We start from the raw sequence: 21,292 nt of genomic DNA, 5'->3' as shown, positions 1-21,292 counted from the left end.
GGGATGCCGATCTTGTCGAGGTCTAGGTAGTCGGCTGCGCCGTCAGTGCCTCGGAAGAGATCGTCGGGTCGGATCGGGGGGGGATCCCATCACGCTCCTCACCCGACCATTCCGGGTTCCCCTGGCGGCTATACATCACCGATGTGGCCAGGTCGTAGCTGAATGCTGCCACGTGACCGTGTAGATCAGCGGCGTCCCGCAGGGTGACTGCGGGAAGTGCGGTGCGGCGGTTGGCAGTGGCGAACAACGAAGCGACCACCTCGGTGCCCGGCGACACGTCATATCCGGTTGCTGTCCCGTGGAATTGCATGGTCTCCCCGGTGATGCCCCTACCGGGGACCCGGGACGTATCCACTTTGAGGTAGTCATCGGTAAACCGCTGTCCGGTGGCCTTCAGACCGGCAAGGGTGGCGAGGCGGCCACGTGGACGCATGAAGACGGCATCACCACCGTCGCGCACCCACCCCTGGAGCTGGTCAGCGAGTTCGTCGCTGCCGCTATGGGCGCCGATGATGGCGACCGAGTGCCGCTCAAGGACATCGGCGGTGACCAATTCCGGTGCCACCGTATCGAAGCTGTTTAGACCCTCCGCTCTGAGGATCTCCGCCAGGTAGGAATCACGTGTTCCGGGATCTGCTACCAGTAGAACGGAACCGCCGTTTCCGTTGACCAGATCAACAGGCTGCTTGACCTGGAATCTCCAGCTGTCCAGCATCTTTTCTGTTCCGCTGGAGTCCGGCAGCTTGACCTCGACAGTGTACGCGCCCGGCTTGAGCCGGTCCGTGGGTTGGAGGGTCGCCGTGTCTAGGGCACCGTTGAACCGGAGCGAACCCGGGACCGATACCCCGGTGCTGTCGGTGACGACGATGTCCAACTGCTCTGCAGCACCCTCTAGGGGTTGTGAAAACGAGGACATAATCTTGATGGTGGGCGGCGCTTTACGGGTGCCGTCGGAGGGGAAATGGGAAACCACCTCCACGGCCGCCGAGGCCGGTCGCAGGACCATGAATGCCGCCCCGCCGGTTATGAGCAGCGCTGCGCACGTGACGACGGCCGCCGCCATGCGGAACCAACGACGTGACACCCGTCGTTCCCTGTTCAACATACTCATGTGCATTTCCCCCAAGATCCCCAGAACCTCTTGTCGTTCACAGTAGATGCGTTTCTTTGCCGCAGAGGGGGAGGCAAGGCGATCCAAGCAAATAACGAGTATGACGAGTTGGTCACTGCTGCGTTGGGGGCGGCGCGACGTCTCGTCGTGGGACCGCCAACCCAAGGCGGTAGACTGGCGTGGCCCGGCCGTGCGCCGGGACCGAACCACCAAGACCGCAGGGAGTTCACAACTTGAGCGTGGAAGCCACCACACCGGCCGCCGTCATCGTCCTCGCAGCAGGGGCAGGGACCCGGATGAAATCGGCGAAGCCGAAGATCCTCCACGAGATCGGTGGCCGCTCCATGGTCGGCCACGCGATTGCCGCCGCGAAGGGTCTGGGCCCCGAGCGCCTCGTCGCCGTCGTCCGCTTCGAACGGGACATCGTCGTCAAGCATCTGCTGGACATCGAACCGGGCATCACCATCGCCGACCAGGACGAGATCCCCGGCACCGGTCGTGCCGTGCAGGTCGGACTCGAGCAGGTCCCGGCGGACCTCGAGGGCACCATCGTCGTCACCTACGGCGACGTGCCGCTGCTGACCACCGAGCTCATCGGCGAACTCGTGACGGCCCACGAATCCGAGGGCAACGCCGTCACCGTCCTCAGCGCGGAGCTTTCCGACCCGACCGGCTACGGGCGCATCGTCCGCGCCGCCGACGGCACCGTCGAGGGCATCGTTGAGCACAAGGACGCCACCGCCGAGCAACGCGCCATCAACGAGGTCAACTCCGGCATCTACGCCTTCGATGCCGAGGTCCTGCGCAATGCCCTGGCCAGCGTCACCACCGACAACGCACAGGGCGAGATGTACCTGACCGACGTGCTGGGCATCGCCCGGAAGGACGGCGGACGGGTCGCCGCCGTGGTCACCACCGACAGGTGGCAGGTCGAGGGGGCCAACGACCGCGTCCAACTCTCGGCCCTGGGCAAGGAAATGAACCGGCGCATCCTCGAGCAGTGGATGCGCTCCGGCGTGACCATCATCGACCCGGACACCACCTGGATCGACGCCTCCGTCGCCTTGTCCCCGGACGTCACCATCAAGCCCGGCACCCAGCTGCACGGCTCGACCGCCATCGGAACCGGCGCGGTCATCGGCCCGGACACCACGCTGGTCGACACCCGGGTGGGCCAGAACGCCGAGGTCAAGCGCAGCGATGTCACCTCCTCGGAGATCGGTGCCGGCGCGTCGGTCGGCCCTTTCGCCTACCTGCGCGCGAAGACCCGCCTCGGGGAGGCCGGCAAGATCGGCGCCTTCTACGAGACCAAGAACGTCACGGTCGGCCGCGGCTCCAAGCTCTCCCACCTGGGCTATGCCGGTGACGCCGAGATCGGCGAATACACCAACATCGGCTGCGGCAACATCACCGCCAACTACGACGGCGTCAACAAGCACCGCACGACCATCGGCTCGCACGTGCGCACCAGCTCCAACACCGTGTTCATCGCACCGGTCACCATCGGCGACGGGGCATACACCGCCGCCGGCGCCATCGTCCGCAAGGACGTTCCGGCCGGTGCCCTCGCCCTGTCCGTGGCACCGCAGGCCAACAAGGAGGGGTGGACCGCGGCCAAGCGCCCGGGTAGCCCGGCCGCCGAGGCCGCCGCATCTGCCCTCGAGAAGAGCACGCCCACCGCCGGCTAGCCGACGGCCCGCTCACTCACACGACCAACCGCTCCATCCACCACGACCAGACCGCACGAACCCCTCACAAGTGAGAAAGTGAACACATGAGCGAACTGAGCCACAACGTCGACAAGAAGCTGGTGTTGGCATCCGGCCGCGCACACCCGGAGCTGGCCGAGGAGATCGCGTCGGCACTCGACACCGAGCTCCTGCCCATGTCTGCCTACGACTTCGCCAACGGGGAGATCTACGTCCGCTCGGGGGAGAGCGTGCGCGGCAAGGACGTCTTCATCATCCAGGCCCACCCGGCCCCGCTGAACAACTGGCTCATGGAACAGCTGATCATGATCGACTCCATGAAGCGTGCCTCCGCCCGCCGCATCACCGTCGTCTCGCCGTTCTACCCCTACGCCCGCCAGGACAAGAAGGGCCGCGGCCGCGAGCCGATCTCCGCCCGCTTGGTCGCGGACCTCTACAAGACCGCCGGCGCCGACCGCGTCATGAGCGTTGACCTGCACACCGCGCAGATCCAGGGCTTCTTCGACGGCCCGGTCGACCACCTGTTCGCCATCCCGCTGCTGGCCGACTACATCCGCACCCGCGTGGAAGCCGACAACGTCACCGTCGTCTCCCCGGACACCGGACGCGTCCGCGTCGCCGAGCAGTGGGCCGAGCGCCTCGGCGGCGCCCCGCTGGCCTTCGTGCACAAGTCGCGTGACCTCACCGTCCCGAACCAGGCCATCTCCAAGACCGTCGTCGGTCAGGTCCAGGGACGCACCTGTGTGCTCATCGATGACATGATCGACACCGGCGGAACCATCTCCGGGGCCGTGCGCGTGCTCAAGGACGCCGGTGCAAAGGATGTCATCATCGCCGCGACGCACGCCGTCTTCTCCGATCCGGCGGCGCAGCGCCTCTCCGAGTCCGGCGCCCGCGAGGTCGTCGTGACGGATACGCTGCCGATCCCGAACGCCAAGCGTTTCAAGCAGCTGACCGTCCTGTCGATCGCCCCGTTGATCGCCCGGGCGATCAAGGAGGTCTTCGAGGACGGCTCCGTCACCAGCCTGTTCGACGGGAACGCCTAGTAAAGGCACGACGCCGATGCGCAGCCCCCTTTCCGAGCCGGGAAGGGGGCTGCGGCGTCTCCGGTCGGCGCGGCCCCCACCGGCTGCTAAACTTGTGTGCAGTGCCCAGGCGAGGGAACTGCCCATTCGGGCGGAATCCGTGATCGACAAGGCCCAACGCCCCACGGCGTCCATCCTGCGGGAATGGCTTCGTTCGGTGTCCGGACCCGATCTGTCTGGACAGACCGCACAATCCATAACACCCAGGAGATACCCATGAGCCACGACAAGGTCGTTCTGCCCGCAGAGGTCCGCACCGACTTCGGCAAGGGCGCCGCCCGCACCGCCCGCCGCGAATTCAAGATCCCGGCTGTCATCTACGGCCACGGCGCCGAGCCGCTGCACATCCTGCTACCGGCCCAGGAAACCACCCTGGCCGTCCGTACGTCCAACGCCCTGCTGACCATCGACGTCGAGGGCCAGACCCACCTCGCCCTGGTCAAGGACATCCAGCGCCACGCGCTGCGCCAGACGGTCGACCACCTCGACCTGCTGACCGTGAAGAAGGGCGAGAAGGTCGCCGTCGATGTGGCCGTGCACATCGAAGGCGAAATCGCGCCGGGTGCCATCCTCGAGGTCGACCACTACACCGTTTCGCTCGAGGCCGACGCCACCAACCTCCCGGAACAGGTCACCGTGAACGTCGACGGGCGCGAAGTGGGCAACCACGTCCTCGCCTCGGACCTCGTCCTGCCCGCCGGCGCCGCGCTGCTCATCGAAGCAGACACGGTCATCGCCACCGTTGACGAGCCGAAGGTCCAGGATCTCGGCTCCGAGGACGAGGAAGCCGCTGCTCCGGCCGCGGAAGGCGCGAAGCCCGCCGCAGCTGCCTCCGCAGAGTAGGGAAACCACCTGCCCTGATGGGAAGCAACACCTGGATCGTAGCCGGGCTCGGAAACCCCGGGCCCGGCTACGCCCACAACAGACACAACGTGGGCCAGATGGTCCTCGACGAGCTCGCTGGACGGATGGGCGGATCGTTCAAGTCGCACAAGTCCAACGCCCAGGTCCTCGAAGGCCGCCTGGGCATCGGCGGGCCCCGGCTGGTGCTGGCCAAACCCATGACATACATGAATGTCTCGGGTGGCCCGGTCGCAGGTCTGGCGCGCTTCTTCGACGCCGACCCGTCGCACATTGTTGCGATTCATGACGAAATCGATATCCCCTTCAACACGATCAAACTCAAGATCGGTGGAGGCGAAGGCGGACACAACGGGCTGCGCGACATCTCCAAGGCGTTGTCGACCAAGGACTACTACCGCGTCCGCGTCGGCGTCGGTCGGCCACCGGGACGCATGGACACCGCGGATTTCGTGCTGCGGGACTTTGGGACGGTCGAACGCAAGGAGCTGCCGTTCCTCATTGACGACGCCGCAGATGCCGCCGAATTGCTGATCCGGGAGGGGCTGCAGGTCGCGCAGCAGAAGTTCCACGGCGCCTAAAGCCCGACGGGCAGCACGGATTATCGTTTGACAACAATTTCACATATCATTGCTCCATGCCTAACGGCTCCCTTGAGCGGGGCCGGTAGCGGGCGGCCTCTGAGACTGGGCCACCCCCATCCCGCTACCGGCCCCTTTTTCTGTGCCCGGGGGTATTTCTGCCGTTAGACGACCGCCCGGGAAGTGCGGTTTTACCACGATGCCCGCACCGGGTAAGGCCGGACTCACATGAACCGGTACCGGTCGACGTGCCATGATTAGGTCATGGATTCGTTGCGGAATCCACGGGGCTCGAGCCCCGACGACCACTCCCGATCCAAGGACTTGACGCGCGTGGAAACAATTTCCGGACCCCGCGGGGCAGAACCAGCCGAACCGGCCCTGGCACCCCTGGACGACACCGAAGTGCGCCGCCTGCGAGCGGACTTCACCCTGCTGGAACGCACCGTTAATTCCGTGCCACTGGTCTACCTCGACTCTGGGGCGACGTCGCAAAAACCGCAGTCCGTCCTGGATACCGAACAGCATTTCTACGAGACGGTGAATGCGGCCGTCCACCGCGGCGCCCATGCTTTGGCCGTCGAGGCGACGGACGTCTACGAGCAGTCACGCGAGACCGTGGCACGCTTCGTGGGGGCCGGTCCCGACGAACTGGTCTGGACCTCGAACGCCACCGAGGCCCTGAACCTGCTGACCTATTCGTTCTCCAACGCCAGTGCGGGCCGTGGCGGCGAGGCAGCGCGCCAATTTGCGCTCGGACCCGGCGACGAGATCCTGGTGACCGAGCTGGAACACCATGCCAACCTCATCCCCTGGCAGGAATTGGCCTTCCGCACCGGAGCCACGCTGAAATACATCCCGGTCGACGCCTCGGGCGGCCTCCGGATGGATCTGGCGGGCGAGCTCGTGGGCCCCCGCACCCGCATCGTCGCCTTTACCCACGTTTCAAATGTCCTGGGTACCGTGGCCGACGTTGGAGCCCTCGTGCAGCTGGCCCGCGGGGTTGGCGCCCTGACCGTCCTGGACGGCTGCCAATCCGTTCCCCACCTGCCCGTGGACGTCAAGGCCCTGGACGTGGACTTCATGGCATTCTCCGGGCACAAGATGCTCGGCCCCACCGGCATCGGGGCCCTGTACGGCCGGCGCGAACTGCTCGATGCCATGCCCCCGTTCCTCACCGGCGGCTCCATGATCACCAGGGTGACCATGGAAAACGCCGAGTACCTCGAGGCACCCACCCGCTTCGAGGCCGGTACCCAGCGCATTTCCCAGGCAGTAGCGCTCGCCGCCGCCGTCAATTACCTGGAGGAGGTCGGCATGGGGCGCATCGCCGCCTGGGAGGAGAACCTGGGCCGCCGGCTGGCCGAGGGGCTGGCCTCCATTCCCGGCGTCCGTCAGCTCGGACCCGACGCCGGCCCGCGGATCGGTACCGCAACCATCGACATCCCCGGCGTCCACCCCCATGACGTCGGCCAGTTCCTCGACAGCCGCGGCGTCGCCGTGCGCGTCGGCCACCACTGCGCCCAGCCGCTGCACCGGGCCCTCGGGGTCACGGCCAGCACCCGGGCGAGCACCTACCTGTACAACACCGTCGACGACGTCGATGTCTTCCTGGGGGCAGTCGCCGACGTGCGCGGATTCTTCGGGGTGGACGCATGAGCGACTTGGAACAGCTGTACCAGCAGATCATCCTCGACCATGCCAAGCGCCGGCACGGCGAAGGCCTGGTCGATGCGCAGCCCGGCCACGCATGGGGTGAGACGCACCAGCACAACCCGGTCTGCGGCGACCAGATCCGTCTGCGCGTGGAAACCGACGACCAGACGATTACCCGCATCAGCTGGGAAGGCGACGGGTGCTCGATCTCCATGGCCTCGGCCTCGGTGCTGACCGAGCTCGCCGTGGGGGAGAGCCGGGATGCCCTGCGGGGGCTGGCCTCGGAGTTCCGTGCCGTCATGCGTTCGCGCGGTAGTGCGGACGCCGACGAGGAGGTTCTCGGGGACGCCGCCGCCTTTGCCGGGGTCTCGCGCTTCCCCGCCCGCGTGAAGTGCGCGATGTTGGCCTGGGTCGCCGCTGAGCAGGCACTGGAAGCAGCCGACACCTCCGGCGGGCGCGGGTAGGACGACCTAGTCCTGCTCGTACACGTCCGGGATCCCGTCCCCGTCGTCGTCCCGGCGCTCCTCCTCCGCCAGCTGGCGGTAGTAGCGGTTCCGCGGGGCCAGCCAGATCGCCCCGAGGATCGCGGCCAGCAGCGACCCGGTCAGGATGGCGACCTTGGCGTGTTCGTAGTGCGGGGATTCCAGGCCGAAACTGAGCTCGGAGACCAGCAGCGAGACGGTGAAGCCGATGCCGGCCACCAGGGTCACTCCGAGCAGGTCGCCCCAGCGCACCAGAGGGTCCAGGTTGGCATGCCGGGTCCGGGTGAGCAGATAGGTCGAGCCCATGATCCCGATCGGCTTGCCCAGGACCAGCCCGACGACGATGCCCCAGACCACCGGGTCCGTCAACGCCTTGCCGATGCCCTCGGCACCGCCCAGCGCTACACCGGCGGAGAAGAACGCGAAGACCGGCACACAGATGCCCGAGGACAGCGGGCGGAACCGGTGTTCGAGCCGTTCCGACAGCCCGGTCCCGTCGCCATGGTCGCGGCGCAGGACCGGGACGGCGAAACCGAGCAGGACGCCGGCGATCGTCGCGTGGACCCCTGATTCGTGCAGCAGGGCCCAGGCGATCAGACCCAGCGGCAGCAGGACGACCCAGGCGGCCCACCGGCGGGTGGCAAAGAGTCTCTGGAAGCGCTGCGCGACGAAAAAGAACACCAGCAGGGGGATGAGGAACAGGCCCAGGTACACCGGCTGCAGGTGGTCGGTGTAGACGAATGCGATGATGACGATGGCGATGAGGTCATCGACCACCGCCAAGGTCAGCAGGAACAAACGCAGCGGCGCAGGCAGGCTGGAACCGATGACGGCCAGCACCGCCACGGCGAACGCGATGTCGGTGGCGGTGGGGATGGCCCAGCCATGCAGGGTCGACCCGCCTATGCTGATGTTGAAGGCGACGTAGATCAGGGCCGGGACCAGCACGCCGCCGAAGGCGGCGGTGACGGGCACGATCGCGCGACTGAAGTCCTTCAGGTCGCCGATGACGAATTCCTTCTTCAGCTCGAGGCCGGTGAGGAAGAAGAACACCGCCAGCAGGCCGTCCGAGGCCCAGTGGCCGACGCTCAGGTCCAGGTGCAGTCCGGGCAGCGGAACGGCCAGATGGAAGTCCCGCAGGGCGAAGTAGGCGTGGCCCCAGGGGCTGTTCGCCCAGATGATGGCCACGGCGGCGGCGACGATGAGGATCAGCCCGCCAATGGTTTCCTTGCGCAGGATCTCGCCGATGCGCAAGGTCTCGCCGTAGCTGCCGCGGCCCAGGATGGTGCTGCGGGGAGGTTTGGGATCGGGGGTGGTCATCGGATTCCTCAACTTCGAGTGGGCACACTGCTGTCATTGCCGACCAGACTTCCCGGCTCACCACGAACGACCCTACCGCGTGTGGTGGCGCCGAACACAACTGATGACGAGCGGGAAGGTCGCGGCACAGAACAGCACGCCAAGGACCGCTCCCAGGGTGTTGGCCGCCACGTCCGCAGCCGAAGCATAGCGCTGGTCCAGCAGCAGGTACTGGGCCATCTCGATGGCCGTGCTGGCCAGCAGGGCCGCGGCCGGCACCAGCCACCACCGCCGCGGGGTCAGCAGGACCGCTCCAAAGGCGCCCCACGGCAGGAACATGGCGACGTTGGCGAGCCATTCGACCGCGCCGTAATCGAACCACGTCGGCACGCCACGGCCGTGCAGCATGTCCAGCAGCCGGTGCAGGCCCCCGGAGATCGGGCGGTCCACGGGGGACGGCCAGAACACGACCGCCAGCACGGCGAGCAGGTACACCAGGGCAGGGACGAGGACCAACGCCACTCGCTGGCGCGGCGGAACCCGGCTGGCGAGCGGTCGGCCGCCGCCCGGGACGCCGGAGGTCAGGCGGCCTGGTCCAGCCACTTCTTGGCCTCGGCGGCCTGCAGGTTCAGTGCCTTGGCCAGGTACGGCTCGGCGGTGGCGGCGATCTTCCCACCGAGGAAGGGGATGGAGGAGGTGACGTCCCCGGTCAGCTCGATCGTGGTGCTGCCGGCGGCAGCGACCAGCTTCTGCACGGCCTTCACCTTCACCGGGGCCCCGGCGATGTCGACGCTGATGTCGGCCGAGCGGCTCCCATCGGCCGCCGGGGCCGACCAGGATTCGTGCTGGGTGACATTCAGAGTCGCACCGACGAACTTCTTGACCATGTCGGGGAACCGGTCGGTCGGCATCGTGCGCACGGTGGTCGTCGTGAACGCGCCATCGGCCGGACCCGAAACGGTGAACTCCGTCAGGGTGGCACCGGCACGCTGGCTGACATGCTCGACGAAGTCACGGCGGGTCAGCACGTCGAGGACGGCATCGGCGGAGTGCGGCAGCGTGGTGGAGGCATTCAGGGCCATGGGGTCTCCTGGTCTTGAGGTCGGGGTATCGGTGTCCATGCTACGGGGTGGCGCCGGGAATGGCGGTAGGCTGGAGGAACCCCGGCGTCCTCTGGACTCCGGGCTTTTGTGCTGTTCTCCGTGCTGTTCCCCGGAAGGAAACCCATGGCCCTCACTGGCCTCCGTGCGGCATTGGCCGCCGATCCGTCCTACGCGCGCGTGCGCTCCTACGCCTCGAAGGACTTCGAACACCGGAGCCAGGACCTGGAGGTCGCCGCTCCCGCCGGACTGCGCGCCGCACTGGTCACCGAGGTGGTCGACGGGCTGGCAGCCGGTGGTGGCATGGTGCTTGCCGTGACCGCGACCGGCCGGGAAGCCGAGGAACTGGCCGGCTCGTTGCGGGCCTATCTGCCCGACGGGGCGGTCGAGGAGTTCCCCAGCTGGGAAACGCTCCCGCACGAGCGGTTGTCCCCGCGCTCGGACACCGTGGGCCGCCGACTGAACGTGCTGCGCCGCCTCGCGCACCCCGAACACGACGGGGACCCGCTGAAGGTCGTCGTCGCCCCGATCCGCGCCGTCGTGCAGCCACTGGTGCAGGGGCTGGGGGAACTGGCCCCGGTGCGGTTGGCAGCCGGCGAGGAGAAGGCCTTCGACGCCGTCGTGCAGGAACTGGCCGCGGCCGCCTACGCCCGCGTCGACATGGTCACCCACCGGGGCGAATTCGCGGTACGCGGCGGGATCCTGGACGTCTTCCCGCCCACCGAGGACCACCCGATCCGCATCGACTTCTTCGGCGACGAGGTCGAATCCATGCGCTGGTTCGCCGTCGCCGACCAGCGGTCCTTCTCCAAGGCGGACAAGGCCGAGGGCGGGATCGCCGACCCGACGGTCCTCTACGCCCCACCCTGCCGCGAACTGCTGATCACCCCGGCGGTGATGTCCCGCGCGGCCAAACTCAAGGCCGCCATGCCCGCCGCCGCAGACATGCTCGAGAAGATCGCCGGCGGCATCGCCGTGGAGGGCATGGAGTCCCTGGCCCCGGTGCTCGTGGACGCCATGGTGCCCTTCGTGGGGCAGCTGCCGGCCGATTCCGTGGCCGTGGTCATGGAGCCCGAACGGGTGCGGTCCCGCGCCCACGACCTGGCCGACACCAACGCCGAGTTCCTGGCCGCAGCCTGGTCCACCGCCTCCGACGGCGGCGCCGCCCCCGTGGACCTGCTGCAGGCCGAGGGGCTCACCGACGCCCTGGACGCCGGGAACTTCTCCACCCTGGCCGACACCCGCTCCAACGCCCTGGACTCACAGGTCAGCTGGTGGTCCATCACCTCGCTGACCCGCGACGGCGAGGTGGAACTGGACATCGACTCGCTGAACGTCGCCGCCCGCGAACCCCGCGGCTACCAGGGCGACGTCGCCGAGATGATGGACTTCATCGGCTCCCGCGTGCGCGACGACTGGCGCGTGGTCGTGGCCACCGACGGCCCCGGACCGGCCCAACGCCTCGCCGAGCTCTTCCACGACGCCGGGATCCCCTGCCACCGCGTCGACTCCGTGGACGGCACCCCCACCGCGGGCCTGATCGAAATCACGACGGCGGTGGCCGGCCGCGGCTTCGTGTTCGACTCCCTGAAGCTCGGGTTGCTCACCGAAGCCGACCTGTTGGGGCGCTCCAGCGCCTACTCGGCGAAATCCACACGCAAACTGGCCTCCCGCCGTCGCAATGCGGTGGATCCCCTGCAGCTGACCGAGGGCGACTTCGTGGTGCACGAGCAGCACGGCATCGCCCGGTTCGTCGAGCTGATCCAGCGCAAGGTCGGCGGCACCTCGGGGTCCATGCGCGAGTACCTGGTGCTCGAATACGCCCCCTCCAAGCGCGGTGCGCCGGGCGATCGGCTGTTCGTGCCCACCGACCAGCTGGACCAGGTCACCCGCTACGTCGGCGGCGAGACCCCCTCGCTGTCGAAGATGGGCGGCAGCGACTGGTCGAACACCAAGTCCAAGGCCCGCCGCGCGGTCAAGGAGATCGCCGCTGACCTGATCCGGCTCTACTCGGCGCGCATGGCCTCACGCGGGCACTCCTTCGCGAAGGACACCCCGTGGCAGTCCGAGCTGGAGGAGGCCTTCCCCTTCGTCGAGACCCCGGACCAGCTGACCACCATCAACGAGGTCAAGGCCGACATGGAGCGCGAGATCCCGATGGACCGGCTGATCTCCGGCGACGTGGGCTTCGGCAAGACCGAGATTGCCGTGCGGGCGGCCTTCAAGGCGGTGCAGGACGGCAAGCAGGTCGCGGTGCTGGTGCCCACGACCTTGCTGGCCCGCCAGCACGTCGAGACGTTCTCCGACCGGTTCTCCGGCTTTCCGGTTCGCGTCGCCTCGCTCTCGCGCTTCCAGACCGCCAAGGAGGCCAAGGACGCCGTCGAGGGGCTCAAGAACGGCTCCATCGACGTGGTCGTGGGCACGCACCGGCTGCTGTCCAAGGAGGTCGAGTTCAAGGACCTGGGCCTGGTGATCGTCGACGAGGAGCAGCGCTTCGGCGTCGAGCACAAGGAGGCGCTGAAGCAGATGCGCACCAACGTCGACGTGCTGGCCATGTCCGCCACCCCGATCCCGCGCACCCTGGAGATGTCGCTGACCGGCATCCGCGAGACCTCCACGCTGGCGACGCCGCCGGAGGAGCGCCACCCGGTGCTCACCTACGTCGGCCCGCACACCGACAAGCAGGTCTCCGCGGCGATCCGCCGCGAGCTGATGCGCGAGGGGCAGGTCTTCTTCGTCCACAACCGGGTCTCCTCGATCGACAAGGTGGCCGCGCAGCTGCGCGAGCTCGTCCCGGAGGCACGCGTGGAGGTCGCCCACGGCAAGATGAGCGAGGCGAAGCTGGAGCAGATCATCGTGGACTTCTGGGACAAGAAGTTCGACGTCCTGGTCTCCACCACGATCATCGAGACCGGCCTGGACATCTCCAACGCGAACACGTTGATCGTGGACCGGGCAAACAACTACGGCCTGAGCCAGCTGCACCAGCTGCGCGGGCGCGTGGGCCGCGGGCGCGACCGGGCCTATGCCTACTTCCTCTGGGACGCCGAACGGCCGTTGGGCGAAGTCGCCCTCGAGCGGCTGAAGGCCGTGGCCGCGCACAACGAGCTCGGCTCGGGGTTCCAGCTGGCCATGAAGGACCTCGAGATCCGCGGCGCGGGCAACCTGCTCGGCGGCGAGCAGTCCGGGCACATTGCCGGCGTCGGATTCGACCTGTACATCCGGCTGGTGGGCGAGGCGGTGGCCAGCTTCAAGGGCGAGACCGAGGAGAAGGTCGCCGACATGAAGATCGAGCTGCCGGTCAATGCCCACCTGCCCCACGACTACGTGCCGGGGGAGCGGCTCCGCCTGGAGGCCTACCGCAAGCTGGCCGCGGCGACCGATGCCGAGGGCATCGACGCCGTCGTCGCCGAGCTGGTCGACCGCTACGGAGAGCCCCCGGCCGCGGTGGCGAACCTCATCGAGGTGGCCCGCTTCCGGGTCAGGGCGCGGGCGGCCGGCCTGACGGATGTGGCGATGCAGGGCAACTTCATCAAGTTCGCCCCGGCACAGCTGCCCGAGTCGAAGCTGCTGCGCATGAACCGCATGTACAAGGGCGCGCAGAACAAGCCGGCCCTGGACGCCGTGTTGATCCCCAAGCCGAAGACCGCGCCAATCGGCGGCCGGGACCTGGCCGACGCCGAGATCCTGGCCTGGGCGTCGGGCGTGCTGAAGGCACTGTTCGAGGACTGACGCGGAGGATTGCCCGCGTTTTGTGATGCGCGTTACGTTGCGGATCTGGGCGGGTCGAGACCGGGAACCCCGCGGTCGCGGGCGCCCAGTGCCCCCCTGCACGACGACGCATCCCTGGGAGAACTTGTGCCCGCATCCAACACCCCGACCTACCCCACCGTCCCGCAGAAGGGCTTCTTCGGCCACCCGCGCGCCCTGCTGACCCTGTTCGGCACCGAGATGTGGGAACGCTTCTCGTACTACGGCATGAAGGCGATCCTGCTGTTCTACATGTACGGCCGCGTCAGCGAGGGCGGCCTGGGCATGGACCACAGCACGGCGATCGCCCTCGTGTCCGCCTACGGCGCCTCCATCTACCTGTCGGCCATTGCCGGCGGCTGGGTGGCCGATCGATTGCTCGGCGCCCGCAAGACGGTGCTGTGCGGCGGCGTGCTGATCATGGCCGGGCACATCGCTCTGGCCCTACCGCTGGCGGTGCCGGGGCTGCTGGCCTCCATGGTGCTGATCGTCTCGGGAACCGGCCTGCTCAAGCCGAACATCTCCAACTCGGTCGGAAGCCCGTACCCGCCCGAAGACCGCCGCCGCGACGCCGGTTTCAGCATCTTCTACATGGGCATCAGCGTCGGTGCGGTCCTGGCCCCGTACATCGTCGGCACGCTCGGCCAGAAGGTCAGCTACCACCTGGGCTTCAGCATCGCGGCCATAGGCATGTTCTTCGGCCTGGTCCAGTACGTGCTGGGGTGGAAGCACCCGGACGACGTCGGCTCCCGCGCCCCGAACCCGTTGCAGCTCGATGCCGCCGGCCGCCGGCGCGTGGGCATCATCGGCGCGGTCGTCGGTGTGGTCCTGCTGGCCCTGGTGCTGGCGGGAATCACCGGCCTCCTGACACTCACCGGCGCCGTGGCGCTGATCAGCATCGTCTGCGTGGTCGTGCCGGTCTGCTACTTCACGACCATGATGCGCAGCCCGAAGGTCACCGGCGTCGAACGCTCGCGCCTGACGGCCTACATCCCGTTGTTCATCGCGGCCGCCTTCTTCTGGCTCATCCAGGAACAGGGTGCCAGCATGTTGGCCGCGTACGCCGACACCCGGACCGACCTCGACGCCTGGGGATTCGCGATACCGTCCTCCTGGTTCCAGTCGATCGGTTCGGCGGTCCTGATCGTCCTGACCCCCGTGTTCGCGACCGTCTGGACCCGGCTGGGCCACCGCATCACCACGCCGCAGAAGTTTGCCGTTGGGCTGGCCTTCGCCGGCGGGTCCTACCTCTGGCTGACCATCCCGGCGTTGGGCGCGGGCCAGACCCCGGCCCTCTGGCTCACCGGAAGCTTCGCCCTGGTCACCATCGGCGAGATGTGCCTCTCGCCCATCGGCATGTCGGCGACCAGCAGCCTGGCCCCGGCCGCCTTCCAAAACCAGACCATGGGACACTGGCTCGCCGCCAGTGCGGCCGGCCAGGGCGTCAGCGCGCAGATCGTCCAGTTCTACTCGCCGGACCACGAGATCGCCTACTTCGGTGCCATCGGCGGGGCCGCCGTGGTCCTCGGGGTCGCCATGCTGCTGCTGGGTCCGGCCATCACCCGGCGCATGCGCACGCCCGAGGCCATCGGCAGCGACGCGGTGCACGAGAGCATCTAACGGCGGGGGCGCGGGCCGAGTCCCGGCCCCGCAGACGAGCAGGGGCGGGAGGCCGGTGCCAAGGCACGGTCTCCCGCCCCTGGCGGCCGGTGGGGGCTTAGTTCCCGGTGGCCGGTCCCGAGGGCGTGGCCCCGCCTTCGGCAGCCCATTCGGTGCCGTCGGGCCCGCCGTCCTGCGGGCGGGCCGCCGACCCGAGCGCCGGATCAGAGGTGTGGTCCGGGGTGTATTTCAGCGTCGAGGACGCCTTGCCATCGGTACTGTCGTCGGCGCTGTCGCTGGAGCCGGTGGCGCGGTGCGTGGCGCTGGCCGCGGTGTCCTTGACCTTCCCGGCCACGGTACCGGCGGCCGATGCGGCCGCGGCGCCGACGTCGGGGGCCTTGTCCTTGAGGGCGGAACCGACGTCGTTCAGCTTTTCCTGGGTGTGGGGGTCGGTCCAGAGCTCCTGGGCCTTGTCGCGCAACTGGTCGTACTTGTCGCGGCCGGCACGGGCCCCGAGGACGTATCCCACCGCTGCCCCGGCCAGAAATGTGAAGATGCGCATTTCATTCCTCCTCTGCTCAAGCGTGGGATCCGGTGTGGAACCCGAATCCCACACTAACGTGTCCGCCGCCGGCCCGCAGTGCATTGGTCGCCCACGCTCCGACCGGGCGCGGGCAGCCGCTGCGGTGCTTCCGTGGCGGCTGTAGGGGCGCTGCCGGGACGGGCACGCACGAAAACGGGTGCCCGCCGGACGAACCAGCGGGCACCCGTGGACGGTGTGTGGGGGGGGCGCTACTTCTTGACGACCTGCGCGGCCGGACGACGCTCGGACTGGTGCGAATCGGAGCGGCCCAGGATGGTCTGCGGGATGCCGAACGCCAGCAGGGCCAGCACGAAGCAAGAGATGCCGGGCAGCCAGGCGTTCTCCAGCGTCCAGAAGCTCAGCGCATACAGGCAGCCCAGGAACAGGATGAAGAACACCGCGAAGGCCAGGAAGTTGCCCACGAAGTTGCCCTGGCCGGAATAGGCCTTGCTCTTGCCATCTGAGTACACTGCGTTTCTCCTTGTTGTCCTGCGCCGGCTGGCGGTGGTGCGCGCTCGCGCTAGTAGCCGGCGGTTCCCTGCTCACCCTCTACAATAGCAACTCCCGAGCTGGCCCCGAGCCGCGTGGCACCGGCGTCGATCATGGCCTGCGCGTCCGCGAGCGACCGCACCCCGCCGGAGGCCTTCACGCCGAGGTCCGGACCGACGGTGCGGCGCATCAGCTCCACGTCGTGCACGGTCGCCCCGCCGCCGGCGAAGCCGGTGGAGGTCTTCACGAAGTCAGCGCCCGCCTCGACCGCCGCCTGGCAGGCCAGGACCTTCGCCTCGTCGTCGAGCAGTGAGGTCTCGATGATCACCTTGAGGATGGCCCCGCCGTCGTGCACCTGGGCGGCGACGCCGCCGATGTCGGCGACCAGCGCCGCCCGGTCCCCACGGCGGGCTGCGGCGATGTCGATGACCATGTCGATCTCGCTGGCGCCGTCGGCGATGGCTCCGGCGGCCTCGAACGACTTCACGGCCGTGGTGGTCGCGCCGAAGGGGAAGCCGATCACCGAGCAGGTCAGCACGCCCGAGCCCTGCAGGGCCCCGGCGACGGTGGAGACCCACAGCGGGTTCACGCACACCGACTTGAACCGGTACTTGGCGGCCTCGGCGGCGATGGCCAGCACGTCCTCGCGGGAGGCGTCCGGCTTGAGCAGGGTGTGGTCGATGTAGGAGGCGATGGTGGCTGCGGTGGGGTCGGTCATGGTTCCCTCTCAGGTGGGTGGGGTGGGGGTCGGCGCGGGAGGCTGGCCCGCGGCCGGGACGCTAGAGGCCGAGCGCGGTGCAGGTGTCGGCGCGCACCCCGGCCAGCCGGTCGCCGGCGCGCTGGCGGGCTGCGGGCAGGTCGTCGGGGGAGGCGACCGGTTCGATGACCTCCAGGTAGCACTTCAGCTTGGGCTCGGTGCCGCTGGGGCGCACGATGACCCGGCTGCCGTCGGCGGTGGTGTACCGCATCGCATCGGTCGGCGGGAGCTGCCCGGACCCCCGGCCCAGGTCCTCTGCCGTGGTGACCGGGGAACCGGAGAACGACGCCGGTGCCTCCGAACGCAGCCGGGTCATCAGTGTGCCGAGCTCCACGAGGGAGGCCACGCGCACGGACAGCTGGTCCGTGGCGTGCAGGCCGTGGGCCAGGGCCAGGGCGTCGAGCTCGTCGAGCAGGGTGCGGCCGGTGGACTTCAGCCCCGCGGCGAATTCTGCCAGCAGCAGGGCCGCGGACATGCCGTCCTTGTCGCGCACGAGCCCAGGCGCCACGCAGTAGCCCAGCGCCTCCTCGTAGCCGAAGGCCAGCCCCGGCACCCGGGAGATCCACTTGAAGCCGGTCAGCGTGGTCTCGTGGGCGATGCCGGCGTCGGCGGCGATGCGGGCCAGCAGGCGGGAGGAGACGATCGAGTTCGCGAAGACGGGGGAGGCCGCAGGCGTTGCGGATCCGGCCGACGCGGTGGCGGTTCCGGCCAGCCGGGCCGCCACGTGGACGCCCAGCAGCGCGCCGACCTCGTCGCCGGTGAGCATCCGCCAGCCGGCGGCCGGGTCGTTGACGGCCGCGGCGCACCGGTCCGCGTCAGGGTCGTTGGCGATGACCAGGTCGGCGTCCGACTTCCGGGCCAGGGCGAGCGCGAGGTCGATGGCGCCGGGTTCCTCCGGGTTGGGGAACGCGACGGTGGGGAAGTCCGGGTCGGGTTCGGCCTGCTCGGGCACGAGCCGGACGTCGGGGAAGCCGGCAGTGGAGAAGGCCCGTGACATCGTGTCCCCGCCGACGCCGTGCATCGGGGTGAGCACGATCCGCAGGCCGGCACGGCGGCCGCGTTCGGCCTCGTCCGCCGGGACCAGGGCGGTAATGGCCTCCAGGTAGCGGGCCTGCACGTCGCCGGGTGCGCCGGCGCCGGGTAGCACCGTCCAGCCGTCGGCGGCCAGGTCGATTCCGGACAGCGGTCCGCTGGCGGAGATCCGCTCGGCGATATCGGCGTCCAGGGGGGTGACGATCTGTGCGCCCTGCCCGGCACCGGTGACGGCCTGGCCGCCGAGGTAGACCTTGTAGCCGTTGTCCTGCGGCGGATTGTGGCTGGCGGTCACCATGACGCCCGCCTCGCATTCCAGCGCTCGCACGGCCCAGGCCAGCACCGGGGTGGGCAGCCGGGAAGGCATCAGGAACGCCTCGATGCCGGCGGCGGTGAAGACGGCGGCGGTCTCCTCGGCGAAGATGTCCGAGTTGTAGCGGGCGTCGAACCCGATGACCGCCCGCGGCGTGTAGGCCCCGGCAGCGGTGTCGAGCAGGTACCGGGCCAGCCCGGCGGCGGTGTGCCGCACGACGACCCGGTTCATCCGGTTCGGCCCCGCCCCCAGGGCCGCACGCAGCCCGGCGGTGCCGAAGGACAGGGTGCCGGCGAACCGGTCGGCGAGCTCGGCACGAGCCGCGTCGTCCGCCCGGTCGGTGGCGAGCAGTTCCCGCAGTTCGGTGGCCGTGGCCGGGTCCGGGTCCTCGGCGGCCCAGGCTTCGGCGCGGGCGAAGAGGTCTCCGGATGGCTCGGGTGCGGGGTTCATGCTGCTCCTGGGAGGTACGACGGGGGTGGATCGGCGGGGGACCGGTTCAGATGCGTCCGACGATCTCCGCCAGCAGTTTCGAGATCCGCGGTCCCGCGGCCTGCCCGGCCTCGATGACCTCGGCGTGGCTGAGCGGGACGGGGCTGATGCCGGCGGCCAGGTTGGTCACCAGGGAGACCCCGAAGACCTCCATGCCGGCGTGGCGGGCGGCGATCGCCTCGAGCGCGGTGGACATGCCCACCAGGTCGGCGCCGATCCGCCGTGCGTACTGGACCTCGGCGGGGGTCTCATAGTGCGGACCGGTGAACTGGGCGTACACACCCTCGTCCAGCTCCGGGTCGACCTCGCGGGCGATGGCGCGCAGACGTGCCGAGTACAGGTCGGTCAGGTCCACGAACGTCGCCCCCTCGAGCGGGGAGGTGGCCGTGAGGTTGAGGTGGTCGCTGATGAGCACCGGGGTCCCGGGCGCCCAGGCCTCGTTGAGGCCACCGCACCCGTTGGTCAGCACCAGGGTGGAGCAGCCGGCCGCCGCTGCGGTGCGCACCCCGTGCACGACCGCGCGCACGCCCCTGCCCTCGTAGAAGTGGGTTCGCGCGCCGAGCACCAGCACGCGTTGGCCGGCCGGGGTCAGGATCGAGCGGATGGTGCCGGTGTGCCCGACGACGGCGGAGGAGTGGAAGCCGGGGATGGTTGCCGCGTCGAGGGTATGGGTGGTCTCGCCGATCAGCTCGGCGGCCTCACCCCAGCCGGAGCCCAGGACCAGTGCGATGTCATGGGATTCGACGCCGGTCTGACCGGCAATGGCGGCGGCTGCCTCGGCGGCCAGCTGGAAGGGTTCATCGTTGGATTCGCTCACGGCACTAACCTACCGTTGGATGGCCAATGCCCGGTACCGGCGCGGGCGTGCAAGTTACGGGCAGGTAGTGGAGAATGGGCTGACGTGAGCGTAGAACAAAGCAAAACGTCCCAGCGGTTGATCATCCTCGGTGGCGGTCCCGGCGGCTACGAAGCCGCGATCGTCGCCGCGCAACTCGGGGCCGACGTGACCATCGTCGAGCGCCAGGGCATGGGTGGTTCCGCGGTCCTGACCGACGTCGTGCCCTCCAAGACGCTGATCGCCACCGCCGACGCCATGCGCCGCGTCAGCGGCGCCCAGTCATTCGGCGTGACCGTCGAGGGCAAAGCCGATGCCAGTGCAGACCTCAGCGTCGTCAACGCCCGCCTCATGGAGCTCGCCCGCGAACAGTCGGCCGACATCCGCATCGGCCTGGAACGCGCCGGCGTGCGCGTCGTCCTCGGAGAGGGCCGTCTGCTCGACAACCGCCACATCGCCGTCACCGGAAACGACGGCGGCGAGGAGACCATGGAGGCCGACGCCATCCTGCTCGCCCTGGGTGCCCACGCCCGTGAGCTGCCGACGGCCAAGCCCGACGGCGAACGCATCTTCTCCTGGACCCAGGTCTACAACCTCCAGGAGATCCCCGAGCACCTGATCGTGGTCGGTTCCGGGGTGACCGGCGCCGAGTTCGCCTCCGCCTACAACATGCTCGGGACCCGCGTGACCCTGGTGTCCTCCCGCGACCGCGTGCTCCCGGGCGAGGACGCGGACGCCGCCGCCGTGCTGGAGGATGCGTTCGAGGCCAACGGCCTGGAGGTCGTGGCCAAGTCGCGTGCCCAGTCCGTGGACCGGACCGCGGACGGGGTGCGCGTCACGCTCTCCGACGGACGGACCCTGGACGGCAGCCACTGCCTGGTGGCCGTCGGCGGCATCCCGAACACCGCGGGCATCGGCCTGGAGGAAGCCGGCATCGAGCTCTCCGAGTCCGGCCACATCAAGGTCGACGGTGTCTCGCGCACCACGGCCCCGAACGTCTACGCTGCCGGCGACTGCACTGGCGTCTTTGCGCTGGCGTCCGTGGCCGCCATGCAGGGCCGCATCGCGATCGCCCACCTGATGGGCGACGGCGTGCGTCCGCTGAAGACCCACGAGGTCTCCTCGAACATCTTCACCAGCCCGGAGATCGCCACGGTCGGCGTGACCGAGGCGCAGGTCAAGGAGGGCAAGTACCAGGGCGACATCCTCAAGCTCGACCTGGCGACCAACGCCCGCGCCAAGATGATGAACGTCAAGGAGGGCTTCGTGAAGATCATCGCGCGTAGCGGCTCCGGCACGGTGATCGGCGGTGTCGTGGTCGCCCCGCGCGCCTCTGAGCTGATCTACCCGATCGCGCTCGCGGTGCAGAACCGCCTGCACGTCGACGACATGGCCCAGACGTTCACCGTCTACCCGTCGCTGTCCGGATCGGTGTCCGAGGCGGCCCGCCGGCTGCACAAGCACCTATAGCGATGTAACCGGAAGCGGCGCCTAAGCGGGGTGCGGTGGCGCGTCTCGCCGGTGTATTCCGGAGGCGGGGAGCTGCCGGTACCGGTCCGTG

The 21,292-nt window shown here is 69.0% G+C and carries 18 protein-coding genes; 9 read left to right on the top strand and 9 right to left on the bottom strand.

All coding sequences use genetic code 11. The features are described from left to right. Positions 1-22: 22 nt before the first annotated feature. Positions 23-1,111, bottom strand: coding sequence for an Ig-like domain-containing protein (locus AB8M85_RS00720; RefSeq protein ID WP_372696862.1), 1,089 nt, complete (start codon positions 1,109-1,111; stop codon positions 23-25). 233 nt (positions 1,112-1,344) lie between these two features. Between AB8M85_RS00720 and glmU the strand changes: the two genes are divergently transcribed. The 6 genes from glmU (at position 1,345) to sufU (ending at position 7,467) form a co-directional block, all read left to right on the top strand. Beyond that, the gene (gene glmU / locus AB8M85_RS00715; protein WP_372696861.1) at positions 1,345-2,799 is read left to right on the top strand and encodes a bifunctional UDP-N-acetylglucosamine diphosphorylase/glucosamine-1-phosphate N-acetyltransferase GlmU; all 1,455 of its coding nucleotides are present in this window, start codon (positions 1,345-1,347) and stop codon (positions 2,797-2,799) included. An 86-nt stretch (positions 2,800-2,885) separates the two neighbouring features. Further along, positions 2,886-3,866: a ribose-phosphate diphosphokinase gene (locus AB8M85_RS00710; RefSeq protein WP_372696860.1), complete on the top strand. Its 981-nt coding sequence runs from the start codon at positions 2,886-2,888 to the stop codon at positions 3,864-3,866. A 255-nt stretch (positions 3,867-4,121) separates the two neighbouring features. Then, entirely contained in the window at positions 4,122-4,748 is a 627-nt protein-coding gene (locus AB8M85_RS00705; protein ID WP_372696859.1) for a 50S ribosomal protein L25/general stress protein Ctc, read from the top strand. 17 nt (positions 4,749-4,765) lie between these two features. Further along, a complete protein-coding gene (gene pth / locus AB8M85_RS00700; RefSeq protein WP_372696858.1) occupies positions 4,766-5,347 on the top strand; it encodes an aminoacyl-tRNA hydrolase in 582 nt (193 codons plus the stop codon). Between the two features lie 333 nt (positions 5,348-5,680). Continuing rightward, on the top strand, positions 5,681-7,006 hold the full coding sequence (locus AB8M85_RS00695; RefSeq protein ID WP_372696857.1) for a SufS family cysteine desulfurase: 1,326 nt from the start codon (positions 5,681-5,683) through the stop codon (positions 7,004-7,006). Continuing rightward, positions 7,003-7,467 (top strand): Fe-S cluster assembly sulfur transfer protein SufU, encoded by a 465-nt coding sequence (gene sufU, locus AB8M85_RS00690; protein WP_372696856.1) that lies wholly within the window; start codon positions 7,003-7,005, stop codon positions 7,465-7,467. The genes AB8M85_RS00695 and sufU overlap by 4 nt, the downstream gene beginning before the upstream one ends. Before the next feature lie 6 nt (positions 7,468-7,473). Here sufU and nhaA read toward each other — a convergent pair whose 3' ends face one another. The 3 genes from nhaA to AB8M85_RS00675 form a co-directional block, all read right to left on the bottom strand. Further along, complete coding sequence (nhaA, locus tag AB8M85_RS00685) at positions 7,474-8,805, bottom strand: Na+/H+ antiporter NhaA (protein ID WP_372696855.1); 1,332 nt, start codon at positions 8,803-8,805, stop codon at positions 7,474-7,476. Positions 8,806-8,877: 72 nt separating this feature from the next. Beyond that, positions 8,878-9,387 (bottom strand): VanZ family protein, encoded by a 510-nt coding sequence (locus tag AB8M85_RS00680; RefSeq protein ID WP_372696854.1) that lies wholly within the window; start codon positions 9,385-9,387, stop codon positions 8,878-8,880. Next, complete coding sequence (locus AB8M85_RS00675) at positions 9,366-9,866, bottom strand: DUF2505 domain-containing protein (protein WP_372696853.1); 501 nt, start codon at positions 9,864-9,866, stop codon at positions 9,366-9,368. Before AB8M85_RS00675 ends, AB8M85_RS00680 begins: the two co-directional genes overlap by 22 nt. A 144-nt stretch (positions 9,867-10,010) precedes the next feature. On the opposite strand from AB8M85_RS00675, the gene mfd reads away from it, so the two are divergent. Together mfd and AB8M85_RS00665 are read left to right on the top strand one after the other, a co-directional pair. Continuing rightward, positions 10,011-13,616, top strand: coding sequence for a transcription-repair coupling factor (gene mfd, locus AB8M85_RS00670; protein ID WP_372696852.1), 3,606 nt, complete (start codon positions 10,011-10,013; stop codon positions 13,614-13,616). A gap of 126 nt (positions 13,617-13,742) precedes the next feature. After that, positions 13,743-15,254: a peptide MFS transporter gene (locus AB8M85_RS00665; RefSeq protein WP_372696851.1), complete on the top strand. Its 1,512-nt coding sequence runs from the start codon at positions 13,743-13,745 to the stop codon at positions 15,252-15,254. Positions 15,255-15,351: 97 nt separating this feature from the next. Here AB8M85_RS00665 and AB8M85_RS00660 read toward each other — a convergent pair whose 3' ends face one another. From AB8M85_RS00660 to AB8M85_RS00640, 5 genes are all read right to left on the bottom strand, one after another. Further along, complete coding sequence (locus tag AB8M85_RS00660) at positions 15,352-15,795, bottom strand: hypothetical protein (protein WP_372696850.1); 444 nt, start codon at positions 15,793-15,795, stop codon at positions 15,352-15,354. A 230-nt stretch (positions 15,796-16,025) separates the two neighbouring features. After that, positions 16,026-16,286, bottom strand: a complete 261-nt coding sequence (locus AB8M85_RS00655) for a hypothetical protein (RefSeq protein WP_372696849.1) — start codon at positions 16,284-16,286, stop codon at positions 16,026-16,028. A 50-nt stretch (positions 16,287-16,336) separates the two neighbouring features. Further along, the gene (gene deoC / locus AB8M85_RS00650; RefSeq protein ID WP_372696848.1) at positions 16,337-17,023 is read right to left on the bottom strand and encodes a deoxyribose-phosphate aldolase; all 687 of its coding nucleotides are present in this window, start codon (positions 17,021-17,023) and stop codon (positions 16,337-16,339) included. A gap of 61 nt (positions 17,024-17,084) precedes the next feature. Beyond that, positions 17,085-18,857 (bottom strand): phospho-sugar mutase, encoded by a 1,773-nt coding sequence (locus AB8M85_RS00645; RefSeq protein ID WP_372696847.1) that lies wholly within the window; start codon positions 18,855-18,857, stop codon positions 17,085-17,087. A 46-nt stretch (positions 18,858-18,903) separates the two neighbouring features. Further along, complete coding sequence (locus AB8M85_RS00640) at positions 18,904-19,713, bottom strand: purine-nucleoside phosphorylase (protein ID WP_372696846.1); 810 nt, start codon at positions 19,711-19,713, stop codon at positions 18,904-18,906. Positions 19,714-19,797: 84 nt separating this feature from the next. Between AB8M85_RS00640 and AB8M85_RS00635 the strand changes: the two genes are divergently transcribed. Next, complete coding sequence (locus tag AB8M85_RS00635) at positions 19,798-21,201, top strand: NAD(P)H-quinone dehydrogenase (RefSeq protein ID WP_372696845.1); 1,404 nt, start codon at positions 19,798-19,800, stop codon at positions 21,199-21,201. Positions 21,202-21,292: the final 91 nt, after the last annotated feature.

This window comes from Arthrobacter sp. JSM 101049, from assembly GCF_041679245.1.
GTDB lineage: Bacteria > Actinomycetota > Actinomycetes > Actinomycetales > Micrococcaceae > Arthrobacter_H.
The sequence above is the reverse complement of the archived record's forward strand: the minus strand, read 5'-3'. Positions and strand labels throughout refer to the sequence as shown.

What these genes read in the sequence shown, in the direction of transcription:
- mfd (WP_372696852.1), top strand. Translation starts at nt 10,011, where the DNA reads ATGGCCCTCACTGGCCTCCGTGCGGCATTGGCCGCCGATCCGTCCTAC.
- AB8M85_RS00705 (WP_372696859.1), top strand. Translation starts at nt 4,122, where the DNA reads ATGAGCCACGACAAGGTCGTTCTGCCCGCAGAGGTCCGCACCGACTTC.
- deoC (WP_372696848.1), bottom strand. Translation starts at nt 17,023, where the DNA reads ATGACCGACCCCACCGCAGCCACCATCGCCTCCTACATCGACCACACC.
- AB8M85_RS00660 (WP_372696850.1), bottom strand. Translation starts at nt 15,795, where the DNA reads ATGCGCATCTTCACATTTCTGGCCGGGGCAGCGGTGGGATACGTCCTC.
- AB8M85_RS00675 (WP_372696853.1), bottom strand. Translation starts at nt 9,866, where the DNA reads ATGGCCCTGAATGCCTCCACCACGCTGCCGCACTCCGCCGATGCCGTC.
- pth (WP_372696858.1), top strand. Translation starts at nt 4,766, where the DNA reads ATGGGAAGCAACACCTGGATCGTAGCCGGGCTCGGAAACCCCGGGCCC.
- AB8M85_RS00710 (WP_372696860.1), top strand. Translation starts at nt 2,886, where the DNA reads ATGAGCGAACTGAGCCACAACGTCGACAAGAAGCTGGTGTTGGCATCC.
- AB8M85_RS00645 (WP_372696847.1), bottom strand. Translation starts at nt 18,857, where the DNA reads ATGAACCCCGCACCCGAGCCATCCGGAGACCTCTTCGCCCGCGCCGAA.
- nhaA (WP_372696855.1), bottom strand. Translation starts at nt 8,805, where the DNA reads ATGACCACCCCCGATCCCAAACCTCCCCGCAGCACCATCCTGGGCCGC.
- AB8M85_RS00720 (WP_372696862.1), bottom strand. Translation starts at nt 1,111, where the DNA reads ATGAGTATGTTGAACAGGGAACGACGGGTGTCACGTCGTTGGTTCCGC.
- sufU (WP_372696856.1), top strand. Translation starts at nt 7,003, where the DNA reads ATGAGCGACTTGGAACAGCTGTACCAGCAGATCATCCTCGACCATGCC.